This is a genomic window from Paraburkholderia sp., assembly GCF_035501035.1.
GTDB lineage: Bacteria > Pseudomonadota > Gammaproteobacteria > Burkholderiales > Burkholderiaceae > Paraburkholderia.
On the sequence record NZ_DATJWR010000182.1, the window covers coordinates 1 to 18,778 of the forward strand.

The 18,778-nt window shown below is 66.4% G+C and carries 16 protein-coding genes and 2 pseudogenes; 9 read left to right on the forward strand and 9 right to left on the reverse strand.

Going from position 1 to position 18,778, the window contains the following annotated elements:
* Together VMJ11_RS12940 and VMJ11_RS12945 are read left to right on the forward strand one after the other, a co-directional pair.
* The coding region (locus VMJ11_RS12940) for a hypothetical protein (protein ID WP_325619800.1) at positions 1-181 on the forward strand (181 nt) is incomplete at its 5' end.
* 265 nt (positions 182-446) lie between these two features.
* Positions 447-899: a GDP-mannose mannosyl hydrolase gene (locus VMJ11_RS12945; RefSeq protein WP_325619801.1), complete on the forward strand. Its 453-nt coding sequence runs from the start codon at positions 447-449 to the stop codon at positions 897-899.
* 379 nt (positions 900-1,278) lie between these two features.
* On the opposite strand, the pseudogene galU reads toward VMJ11_RS12945, so the two are convergent.
* A pseudogene (galU, locus tag VMJ11_RS12950) lies at positions 1,279-2,139 on the reverse strand (UTP--glucose-1-phosphate uridylyltransferase GalU); the annotation flags it as partial.
* A gap of 312 nt (positions 2,140-2,451) precedes the next feature.
* On the opposite strand from galU, the gene VMJ11_RS12955 reads away from it, so the two are divergent.
* Positions 2,452-3,453 carry a GlxA family transcriptional regulator gene (locus VMJ11_RS12955; protein ID WP_325619802.1) on the forward strand — a complete coding sequence of 334 codons (1,002 nt, stop codon included), beginning with the start codon at positions 2,452-2,454 and terminating at the stop codon, positions 3,451-3,453.
* A gap of 129 nt (positions 3,454-3,582) precedes the next feature.
* Here VMJ11_RS12955 and hmpA read toward each other — a convergent pair whose 3' ends face one another.
* Positions 3,583-5,088 carry an NO-inducible flavohemoprotein gene (hmpA, locus tag VMJ11_RS12960; RefSeq protein WP_325619803.1) on the reverse strand — a complete coding sequence of 502 codons (1,506 nt, stop codon included), beginning with the start codon at positions 5,086-5,088 and terminating at the stop codon, positions 3,583-3,585.
* A gap of 68 nt (positions 5,089-5,156) precedes the next feature.
* Positions 5,157-5,738 carry a cob(I)yrinic acid a,c-diamide adenosyltransferase gene (locus tag VMJ11_RS12965; protein ID WP_325619815.1) on the reverse strand — a complete coding sequence of 194 codons (582 nt, stop codon included), beginning with the start codon at positions 5,736-5,738 and terminating at the stop codon, positions 5,157-5,159.
* A gap of 211 nt (positions 5,739-5,949) precedes the next feature.
* Between VMJ11_RS12965 and VMJ11_RS12970 the strand changes: the two genes are divergently transcribed.
* The 6 genes from VMJ11_RS12970 (at position 5,950) to proC (ending at position 13,214) form a co-directional block, all read left to right on the forward strand.
* Positions 5,950-7,365: an FAD-binding oxidoreductase gene (locus VMJ11_RS12970; protein WP_325619804.1), complete on the forward strand. Its 1,416-nt coding sequence runs from the start codon at positions 5,950-5,952 to the stop codon at positions 7,363-7,365.
* Positions 7,366-7,481: 116 nt separating this feature from the next.
* Positions 7,482-8,987, forward strand: a complete 1,506-nt coding sequence (locus VMJ11_RS12975) for an FAD-linked oxidase C-terminal domain-containing protein (protein ID WP_325619805.1) — start codon at positions 7,482-7,484, stop codon at positions 8,985-8,987.
* Between the two features lie 144 nt (positions 8,988-9,131).
* Positions 9,132-10,220 carry a glycolate oxidase subunit GlcE gene (gene glcE, locus VMJ11_RS12980; protein ID WP_325619806.1) on the forward strand — a complete coding sequence of 363 codons (1,089 nt, stop codon included), beginning with the start codon at positions 9,132-9,134 and terminating at the stop codon, positions 10,218-10,220.
* An 18-nt stretch (positions 10,221-10,238) separates the two neighbouring features.
* A complete protein-coding gene (glcF, locus tag VMJ11_RS12985) occupies positions 10,239-11,468 on the forward strand; it encodes a glycolate oxidase subunit GlcF (RefSeq protein ID WP_325619807.1) in 1,230 nt (409 codons plus the stop codon).
* A gap of 209 nt (positions 11,469-11,677) precedes the next feature.
* The gene (locus tag VMJ11_RS12990; RefSeq protein WP_325619808.1) at positions 11,678-12,376 is read left to right on the forward strand and encodes a YggS family pyridoxal phosphate-dependent enzyme; all 699 of its coding nucleotides are present in this window, start codon (positions 11,678-11,680) and stop codon (positions 12,374-12,376) included.
* 22 nt (positions 12,377-12,398) lie between these two features.
* Complete coding sequence (gene proC, locus VMJ11_RS12995; RefSeq protein WP_325619809.1) at positions 12,399-13,214, forward strand: pyrroline-5-carboxylate reductase; 816 nt, start codon at positions 12,399-12,401, stop codon at positions 13,212-13,214.
* A gap of 124 nt (positions 13,215-13,338) precedes the next feature.
* Here proC and ubiA read toward each other — a convergent pair whose 3' ends face one another.
* From ubiA to VMJ11_RS13025, 6 genes and pseudogenes are all read right to left on the reverse strand, one after another.
* Entirely contained in the window at positions 13,339-14,202 is an 864-nt protein-coding gene (gene ubiA / locus VMJ11_RS13000; RefSeq protein WP_325619810.1) for a 4-hydroxybenzoate octaprenyltransferase, read from the reverse strand.
* A gap of 259 nt (positions 14,203-14,461) precedes the next feature.
* Positions 14,462-14,950, reverse strand: coding sequence for a Dps family protein (locus VMJ11_RS13005; RefSeq protein ID WP_325619811.1), 489 nt, complete (start codon positions 14,948-14,950; stop codon positions 14,462-14,464).
* Between the two features lie 189 nt (positions 14,951-15,139).
* Entirely contained in the window at positions 15,140-15,319 is a 180-nt protein-coding gene (locus tag VMJ11_RS13010; RefSeq protein ID WP_325619812.1) for a hypothetical protein, read from the reverse strand.
* 88 nt (positions 15,320-15,407) lie between these two features.
* Positions 15,408-16,856, reverse strand: a complete 1,449-nt coding sequence (locus VMJ11_RS13015; protein WP_325619813.1) for a catalase — start codon at positions 16,854-16,856, stop codon at positions 15,408-15,410.
* A gap of 437 nt (positions 16,857-17,293) precedes the next feature.
* Positions 17,294-18,253 carry a LysR substrate-binding domain-containing protein gene (locus VMJ11_RS13020; RefSeq protein WP_325619814.1) on the reverse strand — a complete coding sequence of 320 codons (960 nt, stop codon included), beginning with the start codon at positions 18,251-18,253 and terminating at the stop codon, positions 17,294-17,296.
* Positions 18,254-18,421: 168 nt separating this feature from the next.
* A pseudogene (locus tag VMJ11_RS13025) lies at positions 18,422-18,778 on the reverse strand (ATP-dependent DNA helicase RecG); the annotation flags it as partial.

Genomic DNA, 18,778 nt, shown 5'->3' on the forward strand with positions numbered 1-18,778 from the left:
CGGACGCTCGGGCGAGGTGAGCGTATTCGACATGATGGGCAACCCGACGACGATGACCTACAGCGACGGCATGCTGCCGTTGCGCCTGACCGAGTCGCCCGTGTATGTGGTGTCGGACAACGCGGCCGTGATCAAGGCGAATGCGACGACGCCCGCGGGCTATGTCGCGCCCTCGCCTTGAGTGCGCGATCGCGCCCTGCCGCCCACCCCGCTCGATGCTCGCCGCTGGATGCACAATCGCCCGCTTCGCGCACTGCCCCGCCTCACCCTTCCACTCGCATCTTGGCCCACGATAGCGAGACTTAGGCGGCTCTGGACAGTGCAACGCGAATTTGACCCGCCTAGACTGCTGTTGAACGCGTCGCATGCGTAATACGCGGCGCGTGTTCAGCGGCTGCGCCCCCGAGCATCGCTAGACACGACCGACCCCACGGATACGCTTATCCATGCTGTCGCCTACCGAATTTCTCGAGGTTGTGCGGCTCGCACCGCTCGTCGCGATCGATCTGATCGTCGCCGACGCCGATGGCCGCGTGCTCGTGGGCCAGCGACGCAATCGCCCGGCGCGCGGCACCTGGTTCGTGCCGGGCGGGCGCATCCGCAAGGACGAGCGTCTAGACGCCGCGTTCACGCGCATCGTCGAAACCGAACTCGGCATCGCGAGCATGCAGCGCTCGGCCGCGCGCTTCGTGGGCGTGTACGAGCACCTGTATCCGGACAATTTCGCTGCGGAGAACGGCATCGGCACGCATTATGTCGTGCTCGCCTATGCGTTCATGCTGGATAGCGCGGCGCCGGTCGGGCGCTTCGACCAGCACAGCCAGTATGCGTGGCTGTGGCCCGAGGAACTGATCGTGCGCGAGGACGTGCACAAGAACACGAAGGACTACTTTCGCTAGAGCCTGCGCACATTGAAAACAGGCCCAGGACCGAACCACGGGACGCGCGCGGATCGCGCTGCAATGTTCTTCGCGAGGCACGCGAGGGCAGCGCTTTGCGTGGCCTTTGCGTGGCCTTTGCGTGGCGTGAATGAAGGGCTCAGTCCAGCGTAGTTGCGTTGGCGAGCGGCACGTATGTCGATTTGGCTTGGGCAGGCGCGCGATTGGGCATGTGATTGGGCGTGCTAATCGGCGTGCCAATCGGTGCGGTAATCGGCGTGCTAGTCGCCATGCCATTGGGCGCGTTATCCCGCTTGCTAACGGCGTTGTCATCGCCTGTGTCATCGGTCATGAAGCGCCCGGGCGTCGCGCTGCCGGCGCGTGGCGCGTTGCATCCCTCGCGCGCGCGCAGCCACGCCGCGAACGCGTCGCGCACCTCCGGGTGGCGCAGCGCGTAATCGACGCACGCCTGCAGATAGCCGAGCTTGCTGCCGCAATCGAAACGGCATCCGCTGTATCGATATGCGAGCACCTGCTCATCGGCGAGCAGCGACTGGATCGCGTCGCTCAGTTGCCACTCCTCGCCTGGCGCGGGATCGAGGCGGCGCAAATGCTCGAAGATTCCGGGCATCAGCACATAGCGGCCCACGACCCCGAGCGTCGAAGGCGCGTCGTCGGGCGCGGGCTTCTCGACGATGCGCGACATGCGAAACACATGCTCGTCCCAGCGCCGGCCCGTCACGACACCATACGAGCGCGAGTGCTCGCGCTCGATGTCCTCGACGGCGACGAGGGAGCAATGGTAGTGATCGAAGCGCTCGAGCATCTGCGCGAGCACGGGCGGATCGGCGTCGATGAGATCGTCGGCGAGCAGCACGGCGAACGGCTCGTCGCCGATGATCTTCTGCGCGCACAGCACCGCGTGGCCCAGGCCCAGCGGTTCGGGCTGGCGCACGAACGTGCATTCGACGTGAGCGGGCTTGATGCCCTGCACGGTTTCGAGCAGCGCCGCCTTGCCGCGCGCCTTGAGCTCGCGCTCGATCTCATAGGACTTGTCGAAATGGTCTTCGATGGCGCGCTTGCCGCGCCCCGTCACGAAGATCAGCTCGGTGATGCCCGCGGCCACCGCCTCTTCGACCGCGTACTGAATGAGCGGCTTGTCGACGACCGGCAGCATCTCCTTGGGACTTGCTTTCGTGGCCGGCAGAAAGCGCGTGCCGAGACCCGCAACCGGAAAGACAGCCTTGCGCACTTTTATCATCGTCGTCTCGTGTCTCGCGGGAGTTCGCGGGTTCGGTGGTTCGCACAGCCAGGCCCTTTGCAATGGATCCGTTATCGACGTGAACAGGCCCTGATGTGGCGCTGAGGGACGCCGGGCCAGCTTAACCAGCGCATATCGAGCCATTCTGCCAACATCTCTGCATTTTCCGACTGTGCCGTGCGGCAGCCACGGCGACGGGCCTATCATGAATCCCGAAAGCGTGATGTGAACGCGCACATGAGCCGCATCGGGGCGCGCGACGCAAAAACGCAACGCACTCCTGCGAATCCTTTCCTGCGCGAGGAACCGGCTATGCACATCGATCGGGTGGTCTGCCGGCAAGCCGCTCTCCAGCGCGGCGCTCACTTCAAGTTCGGACACGTGGCCAAACGCATCGGCATACTGGTTTTCGAAGGGTTCCCGCTTGGGGACGTGACCCTGCTCGCCGACGTATTTCGTCTTGCGAACGATGCCTGTGCCGACACGCTCCCCGCTTATTCGCTCGTGATGCTCTCCGAGGCAGGCGGCAATGTGGCGAGCGGCTGCGGCTTGCGTATCTGGACCGAGAGCCTGCACGGACCGCTGCGCAGCGGCTTCGACACCCTTTTCATCGCAGGCGGCCCTGGCGCGATGCAGGCGCGCGAGAACGCGCGGCTCATCGCCCGGCTGCAGGCGCTCGCGCCGAAGGTGCGCATCATCCGCGCGCTCGGCGAGGGACGCGCGGTGCTCGCCGCCGCCGACGTGCCGTTCCTGCGCGGCAGCGGCAATACGGCTGCCTCGGCGCAGCGGCTGCGCCGCGCGCTCGAGGCGCGCAACGCGGGCGCTTCGGTCGTGACACCTTCGGAAGCGCTGGTCGCGGCGCTCAAGGTCGTCAAGCGCAATCACGGCGTGGCGCTCGCGCAGCGTGTTTCCGAGGACTCGATGCCGGGCTCGTGGGAGCGGCTCGGCCCCATGCTCGACGACGGCGAATCGGACAGCGCGAACGGCAAGATCAGCTCGGCCGCGCACTGGCTGCGCGAGAACTACCACCAGCCGATCTCGGTCGCCGACGCGGCACGCGTCGCGCAGATGAGCATGCGCAACTTCCTGCGCCACTTCAAGACGCACACGGGCCTCACACCCTCCGAATACCTGCTGCGCACGCGGCTCGACGCGAGCTGCCTTCTACTCGCGCAAACCAACCTGCCGATCGACGAAATCGCGCAACGCTGCGGCGTGCCGCGCGGCGAGCGGCTTGCGCGGATCTTCCGGCGCAGGCTGTCGATTTCGCCGTCGGGGTATCGCGCGGTAAACCGGCGCGCCTCGGGCGAGTGATGCGGCGCGGGCGGCCGGTCTTCCGGCCCCTGCCGGAAAACGTAGGGAGTACGAAAGACATGCAAAACGCCGCGCGTGGAGCGCGGCGTCGTGTTCATGCGGCCCGTGCCGCCTGCCCGGTTTGGCTCGTTACAGCATGCCGGAGCCGAAGATCTCCGTGTGGATGCGCGACGCATCGACACCGCGCGCAAGAAGCGCCTCGCGCTGCTCGCGCATGAACGCCACCGGTCCGCACAGGTAGTAATCGGCGCCGTGCAGCATCACGTCCTGCTCGATGCGGCCGATATCGATACGGCCTTCGAAATCGTAGTCCACGCCTGCGCGGTCCTGCGCGCCCACTTCCTCGTAGAACACCGCGCACCTGACGTTCGCATGCCCGGCGGCCATGCTGCGCAGCCAGTCGCGGAAAGCGTGCACGCGCGCGTTGCGGCAGGCGTGCACGAAGGTCACCTTGCGCTCGCTGCGCTCGGCGAGCAGCGTGGCGAGCATCGACGTCATCGGCGTGATGCCCACGCCGCCGCTCATCAGCACGACCGGGCTCGCCAGCTTGCGATCGAGCTTGAATTCGCCCATCGGCGCGCTCACGTGCACGACCGCGCCCTCTTCCACGCCGTCGTGCATGAGGTTCGACACGTGCCCCGCTTGCGCCTCGCCGCGTGCGGCCTCGCGCTTGACGGAGATACGCAGCCATTTGCCGTGCGGGGCGTCCGAGAGGCTGTACTGGCGCGGCTGGTCGACGCCGAGCTTGTCGACGAAGCGCGTCACGCTCACGTACTGGCCCGGCTCGAAGCCGCCAGCCGGGGCGCCGTCGGCCGGCGCGAGATAGAACGAGGTGATCTCGTCGCTCTCCACGTGCTTGCGAATCACCTTGAACGGGCGGAAGCCGCTCCACGAGGCCTGCTCATAGAGCTTCGCCTCGGTGCCGATCATGATGTTAGCGAGCTGCTCATAGGCGACGGTCCAGGCGTCGAGCGTGGGCTGATCCACGGCGTCGCCGAGCACGTCCACGACCGCGCCGAGCAGATGACGCCCGACGATCGGATAGTGCTCCGGACGGATGTTGAGGCTCGCATGCTTGTGCGCAATATGCGTGACCGCGCCGCCGAGCGCGCCGAGATTGTCGATGTTCGCCGCGTACGCGTACACGGCGCGCGCGAGGGTTTCGGGCTGGCTGCCGCTTTGCTGGTGCGTCTGGTTGAAGATGTTCTTGAGCTCGGGGTGCGCGGCGAACATCCGCTTGTAGAAGTGCTTCGTGATCGTGGCGCCGTGCTCGGCGAAAACGGGGGCAGTGGCCTTGACGCGGGCCATCTGGTCGGCGGTGAGCGCAGTCATGCAGCTTCTCCTTTGTAAAGATGCATTAACGATACATCTTTCATGTCGGGCACCGACCTGGGCATTTTGTCGCACCCCAGCATTTTCCGGATTGCGCTCCACATAGAGCCGCGGCGGGTGGGCGCCACCGGGCTTGTGAAGCCAACTGGTGCACCGCGGGATAAGGACTATTTCGATGCCGCCATGGGGCTGCCATGTCGGGCTGCGGTGTCGGGCTGCGGTGTCGGGCTGCGGTGTCGGGCTACCAAGGTTCGGCTGCCAAGGTCGGGCCTTGTTATCAGGCTGCGACGGTCGGGCTGTCATGGCGCCGATGCGCTACGGTTGAAAAACTCCACAGCTTGCGCCAGTCTCCTGGCGCATTCGATCCCTCTTTACTTGGCCGCCCCCTTGCCAGCGCCACGGTCGTGCCGCCAGAGCACGTCGCTGCCGGCCGCCGCGCGGTTCAGTACGCGTGCGAGCACGAAGAGCAGATCGGAGAGCCGGTTCACGTAGCGGCGCGGGGTGTCGGCGAGCGGCGGCCCAGAACTCGCCGCAGCGCCGAGCGCGACGATCGCGCGCTCGGCGCGCCGGCACACGGTGCGGCAAACATGGGCCAGCGCGGCAGCACGCGAGCCGCCCGGCAAGATGAACTCCTTGAGCGGTGGCAGCGTGGCGTTGTAGTGCGCGAGCCAGGCATCGAGGCGCGCCAGGTGATCATCCGTGACGAGCGTGTGGCCCGGCATGCAAAGCTCGCCGCCCAGATCGAACAGGTCGTGCTGGATCGCGACGAGCGCTTCGCGCACGTCGTCGGGAAGCGACTCGCACAGCAACACGCCGATCTGCGAATTCAGTTCGTCGACGTCGCCGATCGCGGCGATGCGCGCGTCGTCCTTGCGCACGCGGCTGCCGTCGCCGAGTCCGGTCGACCCGTCGTCGCCGGTGCGTGTGGCGATCTTGCTCAGGCGATTGCCCATGATGTACCCCTCCGAGGCGGTGGATTGGCGCGGGTCGCGCATGGCTTGCGCGCCTCGCCCGTTTCAGGTTTGCGGCTTCAGGCGTGGGCGCGGCGGCCATTATAGGTTTCGTGCGCTGCAGCATGCGGGGAGCGCCGCGCGCTCGCGGACGTTCAGCGTAGAATGGTCCGCGCCAGAAATCACGTTTCATACAGACAAAGGAGACACTCGCGTGAATCACCCCGCGCCGCCGGCAATCGCACGCCGTCCGTTCCCCGCCGAGCTCCTCGATCAATTGCGCAGCGCCTTCGGCGAACGCGTCTCCACCTCCGAAGCCGTGCGCGCCCACCATGGCCGCGACGAATCGCCCTTCGACCCGCAACTGCCCGACGCCGTCGTGTTCGTGCGCCACACCGAGGAAGTCCAGAGTGTGGTCAAACTGTGCGCGCGCTACGGCGTGCCGATCATCCCGTATGGCAACGGCTCGTCGCTCGAAGGCCACTTGCTGGCCGTGCAGGGCGGCGTCTCGATCGACCTTTCGCAGATGAACCGCGTGATCTCGATCAACGCCGAAGACCTCACCGTCACCGTCGAGCCCGGCATCTCGCGCAAGCAGCTCAATGAAGCGCTGCGCGACACGGGCCTCTTCTTCCCGATCGATCCGGGCGCCGACGCGAGTATCGGCGGCATGTCGGCCACGCGCGCCTCGGGCACCAACGCCGTGCGCTACGGCACGATGCGCGAGAACGTGCTCGGCCTCACGGCCGTGCTCGCGGACGGCCGCGTCATCAAGACCGGCACGCGCGCGCGCAAGTCGTCGGCGGGCTACGACCTCACGCGCCTGTTCGTGGGCTCGGAAGGCACGCTCGGCGTGATCACCGAAATCACGGTGCGGCTCTACCCGCAGCCCGAGGCGGTCTCGGCGGCGGTGTGCGCGTTCCCCTCGATGGCCGAGGCCGTGCGCACGGTGATCGAAACGATCCAGATGGGCGTGCCGATCGCGCGCGTGGAGTTCATCGACTCGCTCGCGGTGCGTGCGCTCAACAAGCATTCGAACCTCACGCTGCACGAGAAGCACACGCTCTTCTTCGAATTCCACGGCACCCCGGCGGGCGTCGAGGAACAGGCGCAGACCGTTCAGGAGATCGCCGCGCAGCACGGCGGCGAGGGCTTCGAATGGGCGACGCGCCCCGAAGACCGCAGCCGCCTGTGGAACGCGCGCCATAACGCCTACTTCGCGATGCTGCAGTTGAAGCCCGGCTGCCGCGCCGTGACGACCGACGTGTGCGTGCCGATTTCGCGCCTCGCCGAATGCGTAGTGGAGACCGAGGCCGATCTCAAGGCTTCGCCGCTGCCCTGCCCGATCGTCGGCCACGTGGGCGACGGCAACTTCCACGTGGCGATCCTGATCGATCCGGACAAGCCGGAGGAAATCGACGAAGCCGAGCGCCTGAATCGCCGCATCGTGCAACGCGCGATCGCGATGGACGGCACCTGCACGGGCGAGCACGGCGTGGGCCTGCACAAAATGGACTTCCTCGTGGAAGAACACGGCGCGGATACCATCGACACGATGCGCGCGATCAAACATGCGCTCGATCCGCAAAATCTGATGAACCCGGGCAAGATCTTCAACTGGGCGGCGTAACGTTCGCTGGATGAACTTTGCGCGCTGGGCGCGCCGGTGAGATACGGCGCGCGCCATGCGCCGCCGGAGCACACGCAAGATGCGCCAGGCGGCAAGACGAACATGCGGGAGGAGAGATGAACGCACCGGACGGGAAATTGCCCGACCTGAGCCCGGAAGCACTCGCGCAACGCCAGCGCGAGGTGGTCCAGGCGCTGATGGCAGTGCTGCCGGCTCACTGCCTGCTGCATCGCGAAGAGGACACCGTCGCCTACGAGTGCGACGGCCTGGCCGCCTACCGGCGCTTGCCGCTCGCCGTGGCGCTGCCGGAAACCGAGTCGCAGGTGCAGCGCATCGTGCAGATATGCCGGCGCCTCGACGTGCCGGTCGTGCCGCGCGGCGCGGGCACCGGCCTCTCCGGCGGCGCCATGCCGATACGCCACGGCATCGTGCTTTCGCTCGCACGCTTCAAGCGCATTCTCGAAGTCGATCCCTACGCGCGCACGGCCACCGTGCAGCCCGGCGTGCGCAATCTCGCGGTGTCCGAGGCGGCGGCGCCGTTCGGGCTCTACTATGCGCCCGACCCCTCTTCGCAGATCGCCTGCACGATAGGCGGCAATGTCTCCGAGAATTCGGGCGGCGTGCATTGCCTCAAGTACGGCCTCACCGTGCATAACGTGCTGCGCGTGCGGGCCGTGACGATGGATGGCGAGATCGTCGAGTTCGGCTCGCTCGCGCCCGACGCGCCGGGGCTCGATCTGCTCGCCGTGATGATCGGCAGCGAAGGCATGTTCGCCATCGTGACCGAGGTCACGGTCAAGCTGATTCCGCGCCCGCAGATGGCGCAGGTGATCATGGCGAGCTTCGACGACGTCGTGAAGGGCGGCGACGCCGTGGCGGGCATCATCGCTTCGGGCATCATTCCGGCGGGGCTCGAGATGATGGACAAGCCGGCCACGCGCGCCGTGGAGGAATTCGTGAACGCGGGCTACGACCTCGACGCCGCCGCGATCCTGCTGTGCGAAGCCGACGGCACGCCCGAAGAGGTCGCCGACGAGATCGCGCGCACGACCGCCGTGCTGCGCGAGCATGGCGCCACGCGCATCCAGATCTCGCGCACCGAGGAAGAGCGACTGCGCTTCTGGTCGGGGCGCAAGAACGCGTTTCCGGCGGCGGGCCGCATCTCGCCCGACTACTACTGCATGGACGGCACCGTGCCAAGGCGCGCCATCGGGCCGCTGCTCGCACGCATCCACGAGATGGAGAAGCAGTATGGGCTGCGCTGCATCAACGTGTTCCATGCGGGCGACGGCAACATGCATCCGCTCATACTCTTTAACGGCAACGACCTCGATGAATGGCACCGCGCCGAGGCCTTCGGCTCGGACATCCTCGAGACCTGTGTCGAGCTGGGGGGCACGGTGACGGGTGAACACGGCGTGGGCATCGAGAAGATCAACTCGATGTGCGTGCAATTCTCGCCGCAGGAGCGCGACGCATTTCACGCGGTGAAGCACGCGTTCGATCCGGCCAGGCTGCTCAACCCCGACAAGGGCATTCCCACACGCGCGCGCTGCGCCGAGTACGGCCGCATGCATGTGCGCGGGAATCTCCTGCCGCACCCCGAGTTGCCGCGTTTCTGAAGCGTGCGGAAACACACTGCAGCACGCCGTGGCACGACCATGCGTTTCGCGTGAGCGGCATGCGGGTCGGCTCCGGCTTGCCAGCACAGGTTCGCTCAGTACAATCGAGCGAACCCTATAACGAACGAGCGCGACCATCACGACATGGAAGAGGATGACATCGTCTCGGACTGGTCCGAGCGCATTCGTGCAGCGAGCGCCGACGGACGCGCGCTGCGCATTCGCGGCGGAGGCACGAAGGACTGGTACGGCCAGTCGCTCGAAGGCGAGATACTCGACACACGCGCGCACCGCGGCATCATTGCCTACGACCCGGCCGAGCTCGTGATCACGGCGCGCGCCGGTACGCCGCTCGCGGAGATCGAAGCGGCGCTCGCGGCGCACGGCCAGATGCTCGCATTCGAGCCGCCGCACTTTGGCGCGCAAGCGACGTTCGGCGGCTGCATCGCGGCGGGCATCGCGGGACCGCGGCGCGCGAGCGCAGGCGCGGCGCGGGACTTCGTGCTGGGCGCCGTGTTGATGAACGGCCACGGCGAGGCGCTGCATTTCGGCGGCCAGGTCGTGAAGAACGTGGCGGGCTACGATGTCTCGCGGCTCATGGCGGGGTCGCTCGGCACACTCGGCCTGCTGCTGGAACTCTCCGTGAAGGTGCTGCCCGCGCCGCAGGCCGAAACCACGCTCAAGTTCGACATGAACGGCAGCGACGCCGTGCGCAAGCTCAACGAATGGGGCGGCCGCCCGCTGCCGATGACGGCGAGCGCCTGGCGCAACGGCACGCTCGCGGTGCGCCTCGCCGGCGCGGAAGCGGCCGTGAAAACGGCGCGCGCGAGCCTGGGCGGAGAAGTGGTGGATGCGGTCGAGGCCGAACGCTTCTGGGCCGGCTTGCGCGAGCAGACCGATCCGTTCTTTGCCTCGATCGCGCCCAACGAAGCGCTGTGGCGGCTCGCGCTGCCCTCGATCGCCGAGCCCCTGCAATTGCCCGGCGCACAACTCATGGAGTGGGGTGGCGCGCAGCGCTGGTGGATCACCGAAACCGACGCGCAAACGGTGCGCATCAGCGCGAAGCAGGCCGGCGGCCACGCCACGATGTTCCGCACCGGTCGCGACTACGACCGCAGCGCGGGGGTGTTCACGCCCTTGCCCGCGCCGCTGATGAAGATCCATCGCGGCCTGAAGGCCGCCTTCGACCCGGCCGGCATCTTCAATCGCGGCCGGCTGTATTCCGACTTCTGACGAAACTCTCACGCGGCGATGCAGACGAACCTCGCGGACTTCATTCGCAACACTCCCGACGGCGACGAAGCCGATGCGATCCTGCGCAAGTGCGTGCATTGCGGCTTCTGCACCGCGACCTGCCCGACTTATCAGCTGCTCGGCGACGAACTGGACGGCCCGCGCGGGCGCATCTATCTCATGAAGCAGATGGTGGAAGGCGCACCGGTCACGAAGAGCACGCTCACGCACCTGGACCGCTGCCTCACTTGCCGCAGTTGCGAGACCACCTGCCCCTCGGGCGTGCAGTACGGGCGGCTCGTCGAAATAGGCCGCAAGCACGCCGAGAAGATGGTGCAACGGCCGCTGCGCCAGCGCCTGCTGCGCCGCCTGCTGGCGGCCCTGCTGCCTCGCCGCGCCCTCTTCACGCCGGCCATGCGGATTGGCCAGCAGGTACGCCCGCTGCTGCCGAGGCGCCTGCGCGACAAGGTGCCGGTGCGCCAGCGCCCGCTCGCGTGGCCCACAGCGAAGCACGCGCGCAAAATGCTGATGCTGCAGGGCTGCGTGCAGCCCTCGATGATGCCCAACATCAACATCGCCACCGCGCGCGTACTGGATGCGCTCGGCATCGAAACGATCGTGGCGCCGCAATCGGGCTGCTGCGGAGCGATCCGTCTGCATCTGGGCTACGTGGACGACGCGCTCGCCGACGTGCGCGCGAACATCGACGCCTGGTGGCCCTATATTGAGCAAGGCGTGGAGGCGATCGTGATGAACGCCTCGGGCTGCGGCGCGACGGTGAAGGAATACGCGCACCTGCTGCGCGACGATCCGGCCTATGCGGACAAGGCGCGCCGCGTGGTCGAACTCACGCGCGACCTTTCCGAGTTGCTGCCCGCGTTCGAGGAGCAGCTCGTGGCGGCCACGCGGCGGCGCGGCATCAAGACGGTGGCCTGGCACCCGCCCTGCACGCTGCAGCACGGCCAGCAACTGCGCGGCGGCGTGGAAAAACTCCTCACCGCGCTCGGCCTCGACGTGCGCCTGCCCGCCGACAGCCATCTTTGCTGCGGCTCCGCCGGCACTTATTCGATCATGCAGCCGCGCCTTTCCTACACGCTGCGCAACCAGAAGGTGAGCCGGCTGCAGGCGCTCGAACCGCAATTGATCGTCTCGGCCAACATAGGCTGCATCACGCACCTGCAAAGCGGTACGGCGATCCCGGTCACGCACTGGATTGAACTGGTCGAACATATGCTGGCGGCGAATTGATCGAACGGGAGCCCCTGTGCGACGTGCCGCACGAGGGGTTCGAAACGGAACCAGCGTAGCGAAACGGGCCGAGCGCCAACACTCGGCCAATCGGCATAGCCTTTCTGGCCAGTTCTTCGCGCTCGGCGCAGTCCGTATAATGGCGTCGTTCTGATTCGTTTTGGATCCAAAAACGGTGCGCGCATATTCACGCGCCCGCCTCAAGCACGATGACCGATTTCGCTCACAATCTCGAAGCCGTCCGCGAACGCATCGCCGCGGCCGCGCGCAATGCCGGCCGCGACCCGCAGGGCGTGGAGCTGCTCGCCGTTTCGAAAACGTTTCCCGCGCAGGACGTGCGCGCCGTTCATGCCGCCGGCCAGCGCGCGTTCGGCGAAAACTACGTGCAGGAAGCGGTGGACAAGATCGAGGCGCTCGCCGACCTGCGCGCGAACATCGAATGGCATTTCATCGGGCCGCTGCAGTCCAACAAGACGCGCCCCGTGGCCGAGCGTTTCGACTGGGTCCATTCGGTCGATCGTCTGAAGATTGCCGAGCGGCTTTCGGCGCAGCGTCCGGCCGGCATGGCGCCGCTCAACGTGTGCCTGCAGGTCAACGTGAGCGGCGAGGCCAGCAAGAGCGGCGTCGCCCCGAACGAGGCGCTGCAGGTGGCGCGCCAGATCGCAGCCCTGCCCAACCTGCGCCTGCGCGGGCTCATGTCGATTCCGGAACCGGAATCCTCGCTCGAGGCGCAGCGCGCGCCGCACCGCCAGTTGCGCGAGCTGTTCGACGCGTTGCGCGCGGGCGGCCTCGCGCTCGACACGCTCTCGATGGGCATGTCGGCCGACCTCGAAGCCGCGGTGCTCGAAGGCGCGACGATCGTGCGCGTCGGCACCGCGATCTTCGGCACGCGCGACTACTCTCACTGATTCACCGACCTACTCCATCATCATGAAAATTGCCTTCATCGGCGGCGGCAACATGGCCGCAGCCCTCATCGGCGGCCTGATCCGCAAGGGCGTCCCCGCCGACAACCTTTACGCGATCGATCCGAACGAGGACGCCCGCAAGCGCAGCGCCGAGCAGTTCGGCGTGCGCACCGGCGCCGCCGCGGACGCCGCGCTCGCGTCCTACGACGCGGTGCTGCTCGCCGTGAAGCCGCAAATCGCCAAGGCCGTCGCAGAAGGCCTCGCGCCGCACCTCGGCGCGCATCAGGTCGTGATCAGCATCATGGCGGGCATTCGCATCGACGACCTCTCGCGCTGGCTGAACGGCCACGCACGCGTCGTGCGCACGATGCCGAACACGCCGGCGCTGATCGGCATGGGCGCAACCGGCCTCGTGGCGAGCAGCGGCGTGGACGCGGCCGGCCGCCAACTCGCCTCCGACGTGCTGGGTGCGGTGGGTCAAACGGTATGGTTCGACGAAGAAGCGAAGATCGACGCGGTCACGGGCATCTCGGGCAGCGGGCCGGCCTACGTGTTCTATTTCATCGAGGCGCTCGAAGAAGCCGCGCGCCAGCTCGGCATGGACGAGCAGCAGGGCCGCGCGCTCGCCATCGCCACGTTCGCAGGCGCGGCGCAACTGGCGCTGCAATCGGACGAGCCGCCCGCCGTGCTGCGCGAGCGCGTGACCTCGAAGGGCGGCACGACGGCCGCCGCGCTGGCGTCGTTCGACGCCTCGGGCGTGAAGGCCGCCATCGTCAAGGGCGCGCTCGCGGCACAGGCGCGCGCGAAGGAAATGGGCGAAGAATTCGGCAAGCAGTAAGCCGGGTGAGGCGCGGCGGCGCGCGGCGGCGCGTTCATTGCCGCGACGTCCAGATAGAAAAAGCGCCGGGTGCAGCATGCACGCGGCGCTTTTTCATATGAGCCTCGAAATGGCGAGATCGCCGTTATAGCCCCGTCATGGCGTAATGCGCGGCGATCCCCACGAAGAGCGCGCCGCCCAGCCAGTTGTTGTGACGGAATGCGGCGAAGCACGGCATCCGCTCGCGGTCTTTGATGAGAGTGTAGTGATAGATCGCGCAACCCACGGCAGCCGCCCAGCCGAGCCAGTAGAGCCAGCCGAAACCCAGCGTCATGCCCACCCAGACGTAAATGCCGAGCGTGGCCGCATAGCAGAGCATGATCGCGAGCACGTCGTAGCGTCCGAAGGTGAGCGCGGAGGTGCGTATGCCGATCTTGATGTCATCGTCGCGATCGACCATCGCGTATTCGGTGTCGTAGGCCACGGACCAAAACACGTTCGCGATCAGCATGATCCACGCGAGCGGCGGCACGTGATCCTGGATGGCTGCGAACGCCATCGGAATGCCGAAGCCGAACGCGATGCCCAGATACGCCTGCGGAATCGCGAAAAAGCGCTTCGTGAACGGATACGACGCCGCCACGAACAGCGCCACGACCGAAAGCTGCTTCGTGAGCGCGTTCAGCGGCAGGATCAGCAGGAACGAGACGAGCGCGAGCGCCGCCGCAATCGCCACGGCCTCCCAGGCGCGAATACGGCCCGAGGTGATGGGACGCTCGGCCGTGCGCTTCACGTGGCGATCGAAGTCGCGGTCGGCGTAGTCGTTGATCGCGCAGCCCGCCGAGCGCATCAGCACGGTGCCGACCACGAATATGACCAGCAGAGAGAGCGGCGGATGACCGCCCGAGGCGATCCACAGCGCGTTGAGCGTCGGCCACAGCAGCAGCAGGCTGCCGATCGGCTTGTCCATTCGGACGAGCCGCAAATAGAGCGGGAGACGGGCGAACATGGTCGGAGCGCGAAATGCAATCCCGCTATTGTAGGCCAGGGCGCCGCCCCGCCGTCGCCCTGTCGCCCTGTCGCGCCGTGCGCCCCGTGCGCGAAGCCGTCCCGCGCCCCGAGGCGCGGTGCGGGCGCGAAACGGTCCCGGGATACCCCATCAGGCTGGCTGGCGTCGCGGCGCACGCCGGGCGAAAAAAAGCCCGCCGGTTGTGTCCGGCGGGCCTTTCATCGCGTTTGTCGCATGGCGCATCCGCGCCGCGTCGACATCAAGCCAGCAGCGAGCGCAGCATCCACGCGGTCTTTTCGTGCGTCTGCATGCGTTGCGTGAGCAGGTCGGCGGTCGGCTCGTCATTGGCCGCTTCCGTTGCCGGGAAGATCGCGCGCGCGGTGCGGACCACGGCTTCCTGGCCTTCCACCAGCTGGCGGATCATGTCTTCCGCGGCCGGCACGCCGTCGGCTTCCGGAATCGACGAGAGCTTCGCGAATTCCCTGTAGCTGCCCGGCGCGTGCACGCCCAGCGCGCGAATGCGCTCGGCGATCGCGTCAACGGCCAGTGCGAGCTCGTTGTACTGCGTCTCGAACATCAGGTGCAGCGTGTTGAACATCGGCCCCGTGACGTTCCAGTGGAAGTTGTGCGTCTTCAGGTACAGCGTGTACGTGTCCGCGAGCAGGCGCGAAAGGCCCTCCGCGATCTTCTTGCGATCCTTGTCGCTGATCCCGATGTTCACGTGCTGTACGGTTGCTTTTTTGGCCATGACCACTCCTTTTTGTAGCAGTGAGCCTACGCGTGCATAACGATCCAATGTCGCCGCATGCGCCTGTTGGCGCGCGCACGAACGCTCGATCGGCCGTCAGTGTAGCCTGGAAAAATCGACGAACCGGGTCATCCAGCCCTTCTGTCCAACGGGGTGCGCCTTGCGTATGCCCATGCGCGCCGCCCGCCCTCAATGCCCTGTCAGATGTGCGAGGCCTTGCGCCGCAATCGCTGCGAAACCGCTCGCCACGATCGCAAAACCCACCGCGCGACGCATGAGCAGCATGCCCTGCGCGTGCTGCGTGCGCGCCATCGCCGCAGGCTTCCCTGGCGCCATCGTCCTGAGGGTCATCGTCATCGTTCGGTTCATGATCGTGCTCCTTGCGCGTATGCGCCTGTTCCGGCTTCGGGGCGGCCCGGCATCACGACAACGTGACACCGAACCCCGCCTCGCCTGCTTACTTCGCCACTTCCGCCAGCTTCGCGATCGCATCGATCACGCCCTGCGCATACGCCGGATCGGCGCGGCGCAAGTGCTCGATCTGGCGCTGGACGATTTCCGCTGGCACGCCGGCAATGTGCCGCGCGATGTTCGCGAAGAGCCGCTCGCGCTGGCCTTCGTCGAACAAGCGGAACAGCGCGCCCGGCTGGCTGTAGTAATCGTCGTCCTCGCGGTGATCGTAATGATCGACCGCGCCCGCCGCGAGCGGCGGCTCCCCGGCCTCGCGACGCTGGGCGAATTCGCCGAAGCGGCTCGGCTCGTAGTTCACGGTGCCGCCAAGGTTGCCGTCGGCGCGCATCGCACCGTCGCGGTGAAACGAGTGGAACGGGCAACGCGGCGCGTTCACCGGAATCTGGTGGTGATTGACGCCCAGGCGATAGCGTTGCGTGTCGCCGTACGAAAAGAGGCGCCCCTGCAGCAGACGGTCCGGCGAAAAGCCAATGCCCGGCACCACGTTCGCGGGCGTGAACGCCGCCTGCTCCACATCGGCGAAATAGTTCTCCGGGTTGCGGTTCAGCTCGATCGTGCCCACGTCGATGAGCGGATAGTCCTTGTGCGGCCACACCTTCGTGATGTCGAACGGGTTGTACGGCACCTTCGCGGCGTCGGCCTCGGGCATCACCTGAATGCGAAAGTGCCACTTCGGGAAGTTGCCCGTCTCGATCGCTTCATACAGGTCGCGCTGCGCCGATTCGCGGTCTTGAGCCACGACCTGCGCCGCTTCGGCATCGGTGTAGTTCTCCACGCCCTGAGCCGACTTGAAGTGGAACTTCACGTAGAAGCGCTCGTTACCCGCGTTGATGAACGAGAACGTGTGCGAGCCGAAGCCGTGCTGCTGGCGGTAGTTCTTCGGAATGCCGCGGTCGCTCATGAGGATCGTCACCTGATGGAGCGACTCCGGGTGGCGCGACCAGAAGTCCCACGCTGCCACGTTGCTGCGCATGTTCGTGCGCGGATCGCGCTTTTGCGTGTGGATGAAGTCCGGGAACTTGAGCGGATCGCGAATGAAGAACACTGGCGTGTTGTTGCCCACGACATCCCAGTTCCCCTCTTCCGTGTAGAACTTGATCGAGAAGCCGCGCACGTCACGCTCGGCGTCGGCGGCGCCGCGCTCGCCCGCGACAGTCGAGAAGCGGATGAAGAGCGGCGTTTCCTTGCCGACTTCGCCGAACACTTTCGCCTTCGTATAGCGGGAGATGTCGTGCGTGACCGTGAGCGTGCCGAACGCGCCCGAGCCCTTCGCGTGCACGCGGCGCTCGGGAATCACCTCGCGGTCGAAGTGCGCGAGCTTTTCGATGAGCCATACGTCCTGCAGCATCACGGGACCGCGCGGGCCGGCGGTGAGCGAGTTCTGGTTGTCGACGACGGGTGCGCCTGCGGCCGAGGTGAGAGTGCGGTCGGTCATGCTGGAATCCTTATGGGCTTGTACGTTCTGGGATGCGGTGAAATGCGGCGGTTCGGTGCAAGCCGTCAAGCAGACAGCGCGCGGTCGACGAGCAGCGAGAAGGCCACGGTGCGAAAGCCTGAAACGGCGCGCGCCGGGGTGCTGGGTGCGGGGGTAGTCGGGACGGTGGTTTGCATCGCTTCCTCCAGTTGATTCCGGTTGGGATCGGATGGAAGAGACTTTATCATTGACTATTGATATCAATAAGTTGATTTACTTAATCTATTGCATAGGCGCAGCTTATTGGGACGCAAACTAAATGAAGGGGAATGCACGCGGTCGAAGGCCGCGTGGGAGGAGGACTCGGGAGAATTGGGGAAGACCCGCGCCGCGCGGCTTCGATGCCCGCGGCGCGGCATATCCTCGGGCCGGGCGGCCTCGGGCAGGCTCAGTCAGACTCAGGCGGCCTCGGCGGACGCCTCGATCTTCCTCACACCCGGCAGGTCACAGGCATTGATCGCGTCGACGATCGCCTCGATCGCCGGCAAGCGCGTGAAGCTCTTGCGCCACGCGAGCACCACGCGGCGATCCGGCACCGGCTCGTCGAACGGCACGTAGGAGAGCAACCCCGAATCGACGCCGCCCGCGTGCGGCTTCACCTCGGTCACCGACATGCGCGGCAGCACGGTAATGCCCACGCCGCTCGCCACCATATGGCGAATCGTCTCCAGCGACGAGCCTTCGAAAGTCTTCTGGATGCCATCTGCGTTCTGCGAGAAGCGCATGAGTTCGGGGCACACGCCCAGCACGTGGTCGCGGAAGCAATGGCCGCTGCCGAGCAGCAGCATGGTTTCCTGCTTGAGGTCGTCCGGGTCGATCTTGTCGCGCTGTTCCCATGCGTGGCCCGAGGGCAACGCCACGACGAACGGCTCGTCGTAAAGCGGGCGCAGTGTGAGGCCGGTTTCGGGGAACGGCAGCGCCATGATCGCCACGTCGATTTCGCCCTGCTTAAGCAATTCGATCAGCTTGAGCGTGTAGTTCTCCTGCAGCATGAGCGGCATCTGCGGGACGCGCTTGATCATCTGCTTGACGAGCGTGGGCAGCAGGTACGGCCCGATCGTATAGATCACGCCAAGGCGCAGCGGCCCGACGAGCGGATCCTTGCCCTGCTTGGCGATTTCCTTGATGGCGAGCGTCTGTTCGAGCACGCGCTGCGCCTGCGTCACGATCTGCTCGCCGATGGGCGTCACGCTCACCTCGCTCGTGCCGCGCTCGAAGATCTGGACGTTCAGTTCGTCTTCGAGCTTCTTGATGGCGACAGAAAGCGTTGGCTGGCTCACGAAGCACGCTTCCGCGGCCCGTCCGAAGTGGCGCTCGCGGGCGACAGCGACAATGTATTTCAGTTCAGTGAGCGTCATTGGGGGACCAATTGGGGGAACATCAGTGGCAATCAGGAATGGTGAATCAATAGCTTGTACTTATACACCTATGGCGGCGATTCGCCAATAATCAACGCCCCCAAGCGGGGCACGATCAAAAAACGATCAGACGAAACTCGCGCGAAGAGGTTCCGCGCACCGCGCCCGTCACGCTTTCAGGTACTGTTCGCGCGCACCGAGCCAGCGGTTCAGATGCTGGGTGACGACGTGCGGATATTCGTGCAGGAGGCGATCGGCCGCGCCGCGCGCAGGCTCGATAAGCCAGGCGTCGTTTTCGAGACTCGCGAAGCGCAGCATCGCCGCGCCCGACTGGCGTGCGCCGAGGAATTCGCCGGGGCCGCGGATTTCGAGGTCGCGGCGCGCGATCTCGAAGCCGTCGGTAGTCTCGCGCATGGTTTGTAAACGCGCGCGGCCCGTGAGCGAGAGCGGGCCCGTATAGAGCAGCACGCACACGGAAGCCGCGCTGCCGCGGCCCACCCGCCCGCGCAACTGGTGCAACTGGGC

What these genes read in the sequence shown, in the direction of transcription:
- VMJ11_RS12945 (WP_325619801.1), top strand. Translation starts at nt 447, where the DNA reads ATGCTGTCGCCTACCGAATTTCTCGAGGTTGTGCGGCTCGCACCGCTC.
- VMJ11_RS12955 (WP_325619802.1), top strand. Translation starts at nt 2,452, where the DNA reads ATGCACATCGATCGGGTGGTCTGCCGGCAAGCCGCTCTCCAGCGCGGC.
- hmpA (WP_325619803.1), bottom strand. Translation starts at nt 5,088, where the DNA reads ATGACAGCCCGACCGTCGCAGCCTGATAACAAGGCCCGACCTTGGCAG.
- VMJ11_RS12965 (WP_325619815.1), bottom strand. Translation starts at nt 5,738, where the DNA reads ATGGGCAATCGCCTGAGCAAGATCGCCACACGCACCGGCGACGACGGG.
- VMJ11_RS12975 (WP_325619805.1), top strand. Translation starts at nt 7,482, where the DNA reads ATGAACGCACCGGACGGGAAATTGCCCGACCTGAGCCCGGAAGCACTC.
- glcE (WP_325619806.1), top strand. Translation starts at nt 9,132, where the DNA reads ATGGAAGAGGATGACATCGTCTCGGACTGGTCCGAGCGCATTCGTGCA.
- glcF (WP_325619807.1), top strand. Translation starts at nt 10,239, where the DNA reads ATGCAGACGAACCTCGCGGACTTCATTCGCAACACTCCCGACGGCGAC.
- VMJ11_RS12990 (WP_325619808.1), top strand. Translation starts at nt 11,678, where the DNA reads ATGACCGATTTCGCTCACAATCTCGAAGCCGTCCGCGAACGCATCGCC.
- proC (WP_325619809.1), top strand. Translation starts at nt 12,399, where the DNA reads ATGAAAATTGCCTTCATCGGCGGCGGCAACATGGCCGCAGCCCTCATC.
- ubiA (WP_325619810.1), bottom strand. Translation starts at nt 14,202, where the DNA reads ATGTTCGCCCGTCTCCCGCTCTATTTGCGGCTCGTCCGAATGGACAAG.
- VMJ11_RS13005 (WP_325619811.1), bottom strand. Translation starts at nt 14,950, where the DNA reads ATGGCCAAAAAAGCAACCGTACAGCACGTGAACATCGGGATCAGCGAC.
- VMJ11_RS13010 (WP_325619812.1), bottom strand. Translation starts at nt 15,319, where the DNA reads ATGAACCGAACGATGACGATGACCCTCAGGACGATGGCGCCAGGGAAG.
- VMJ11_RS13015 (WP_325619813.1), bottom strand. Translation starts at nt 16,856, where the DNA reads ATGACCGACCGCACTCTCACCTCGGCCGCAGGCGCACCCGTCGTCGAC.
- VMJ11_RS13020 (WP_325619814.1), bottom strand. Translation starts at nt 18,253, where the DNA reads ATGACGCTCACTGAACTGAAATACATTGTCGCTGTCGCCCGCGAGCGC.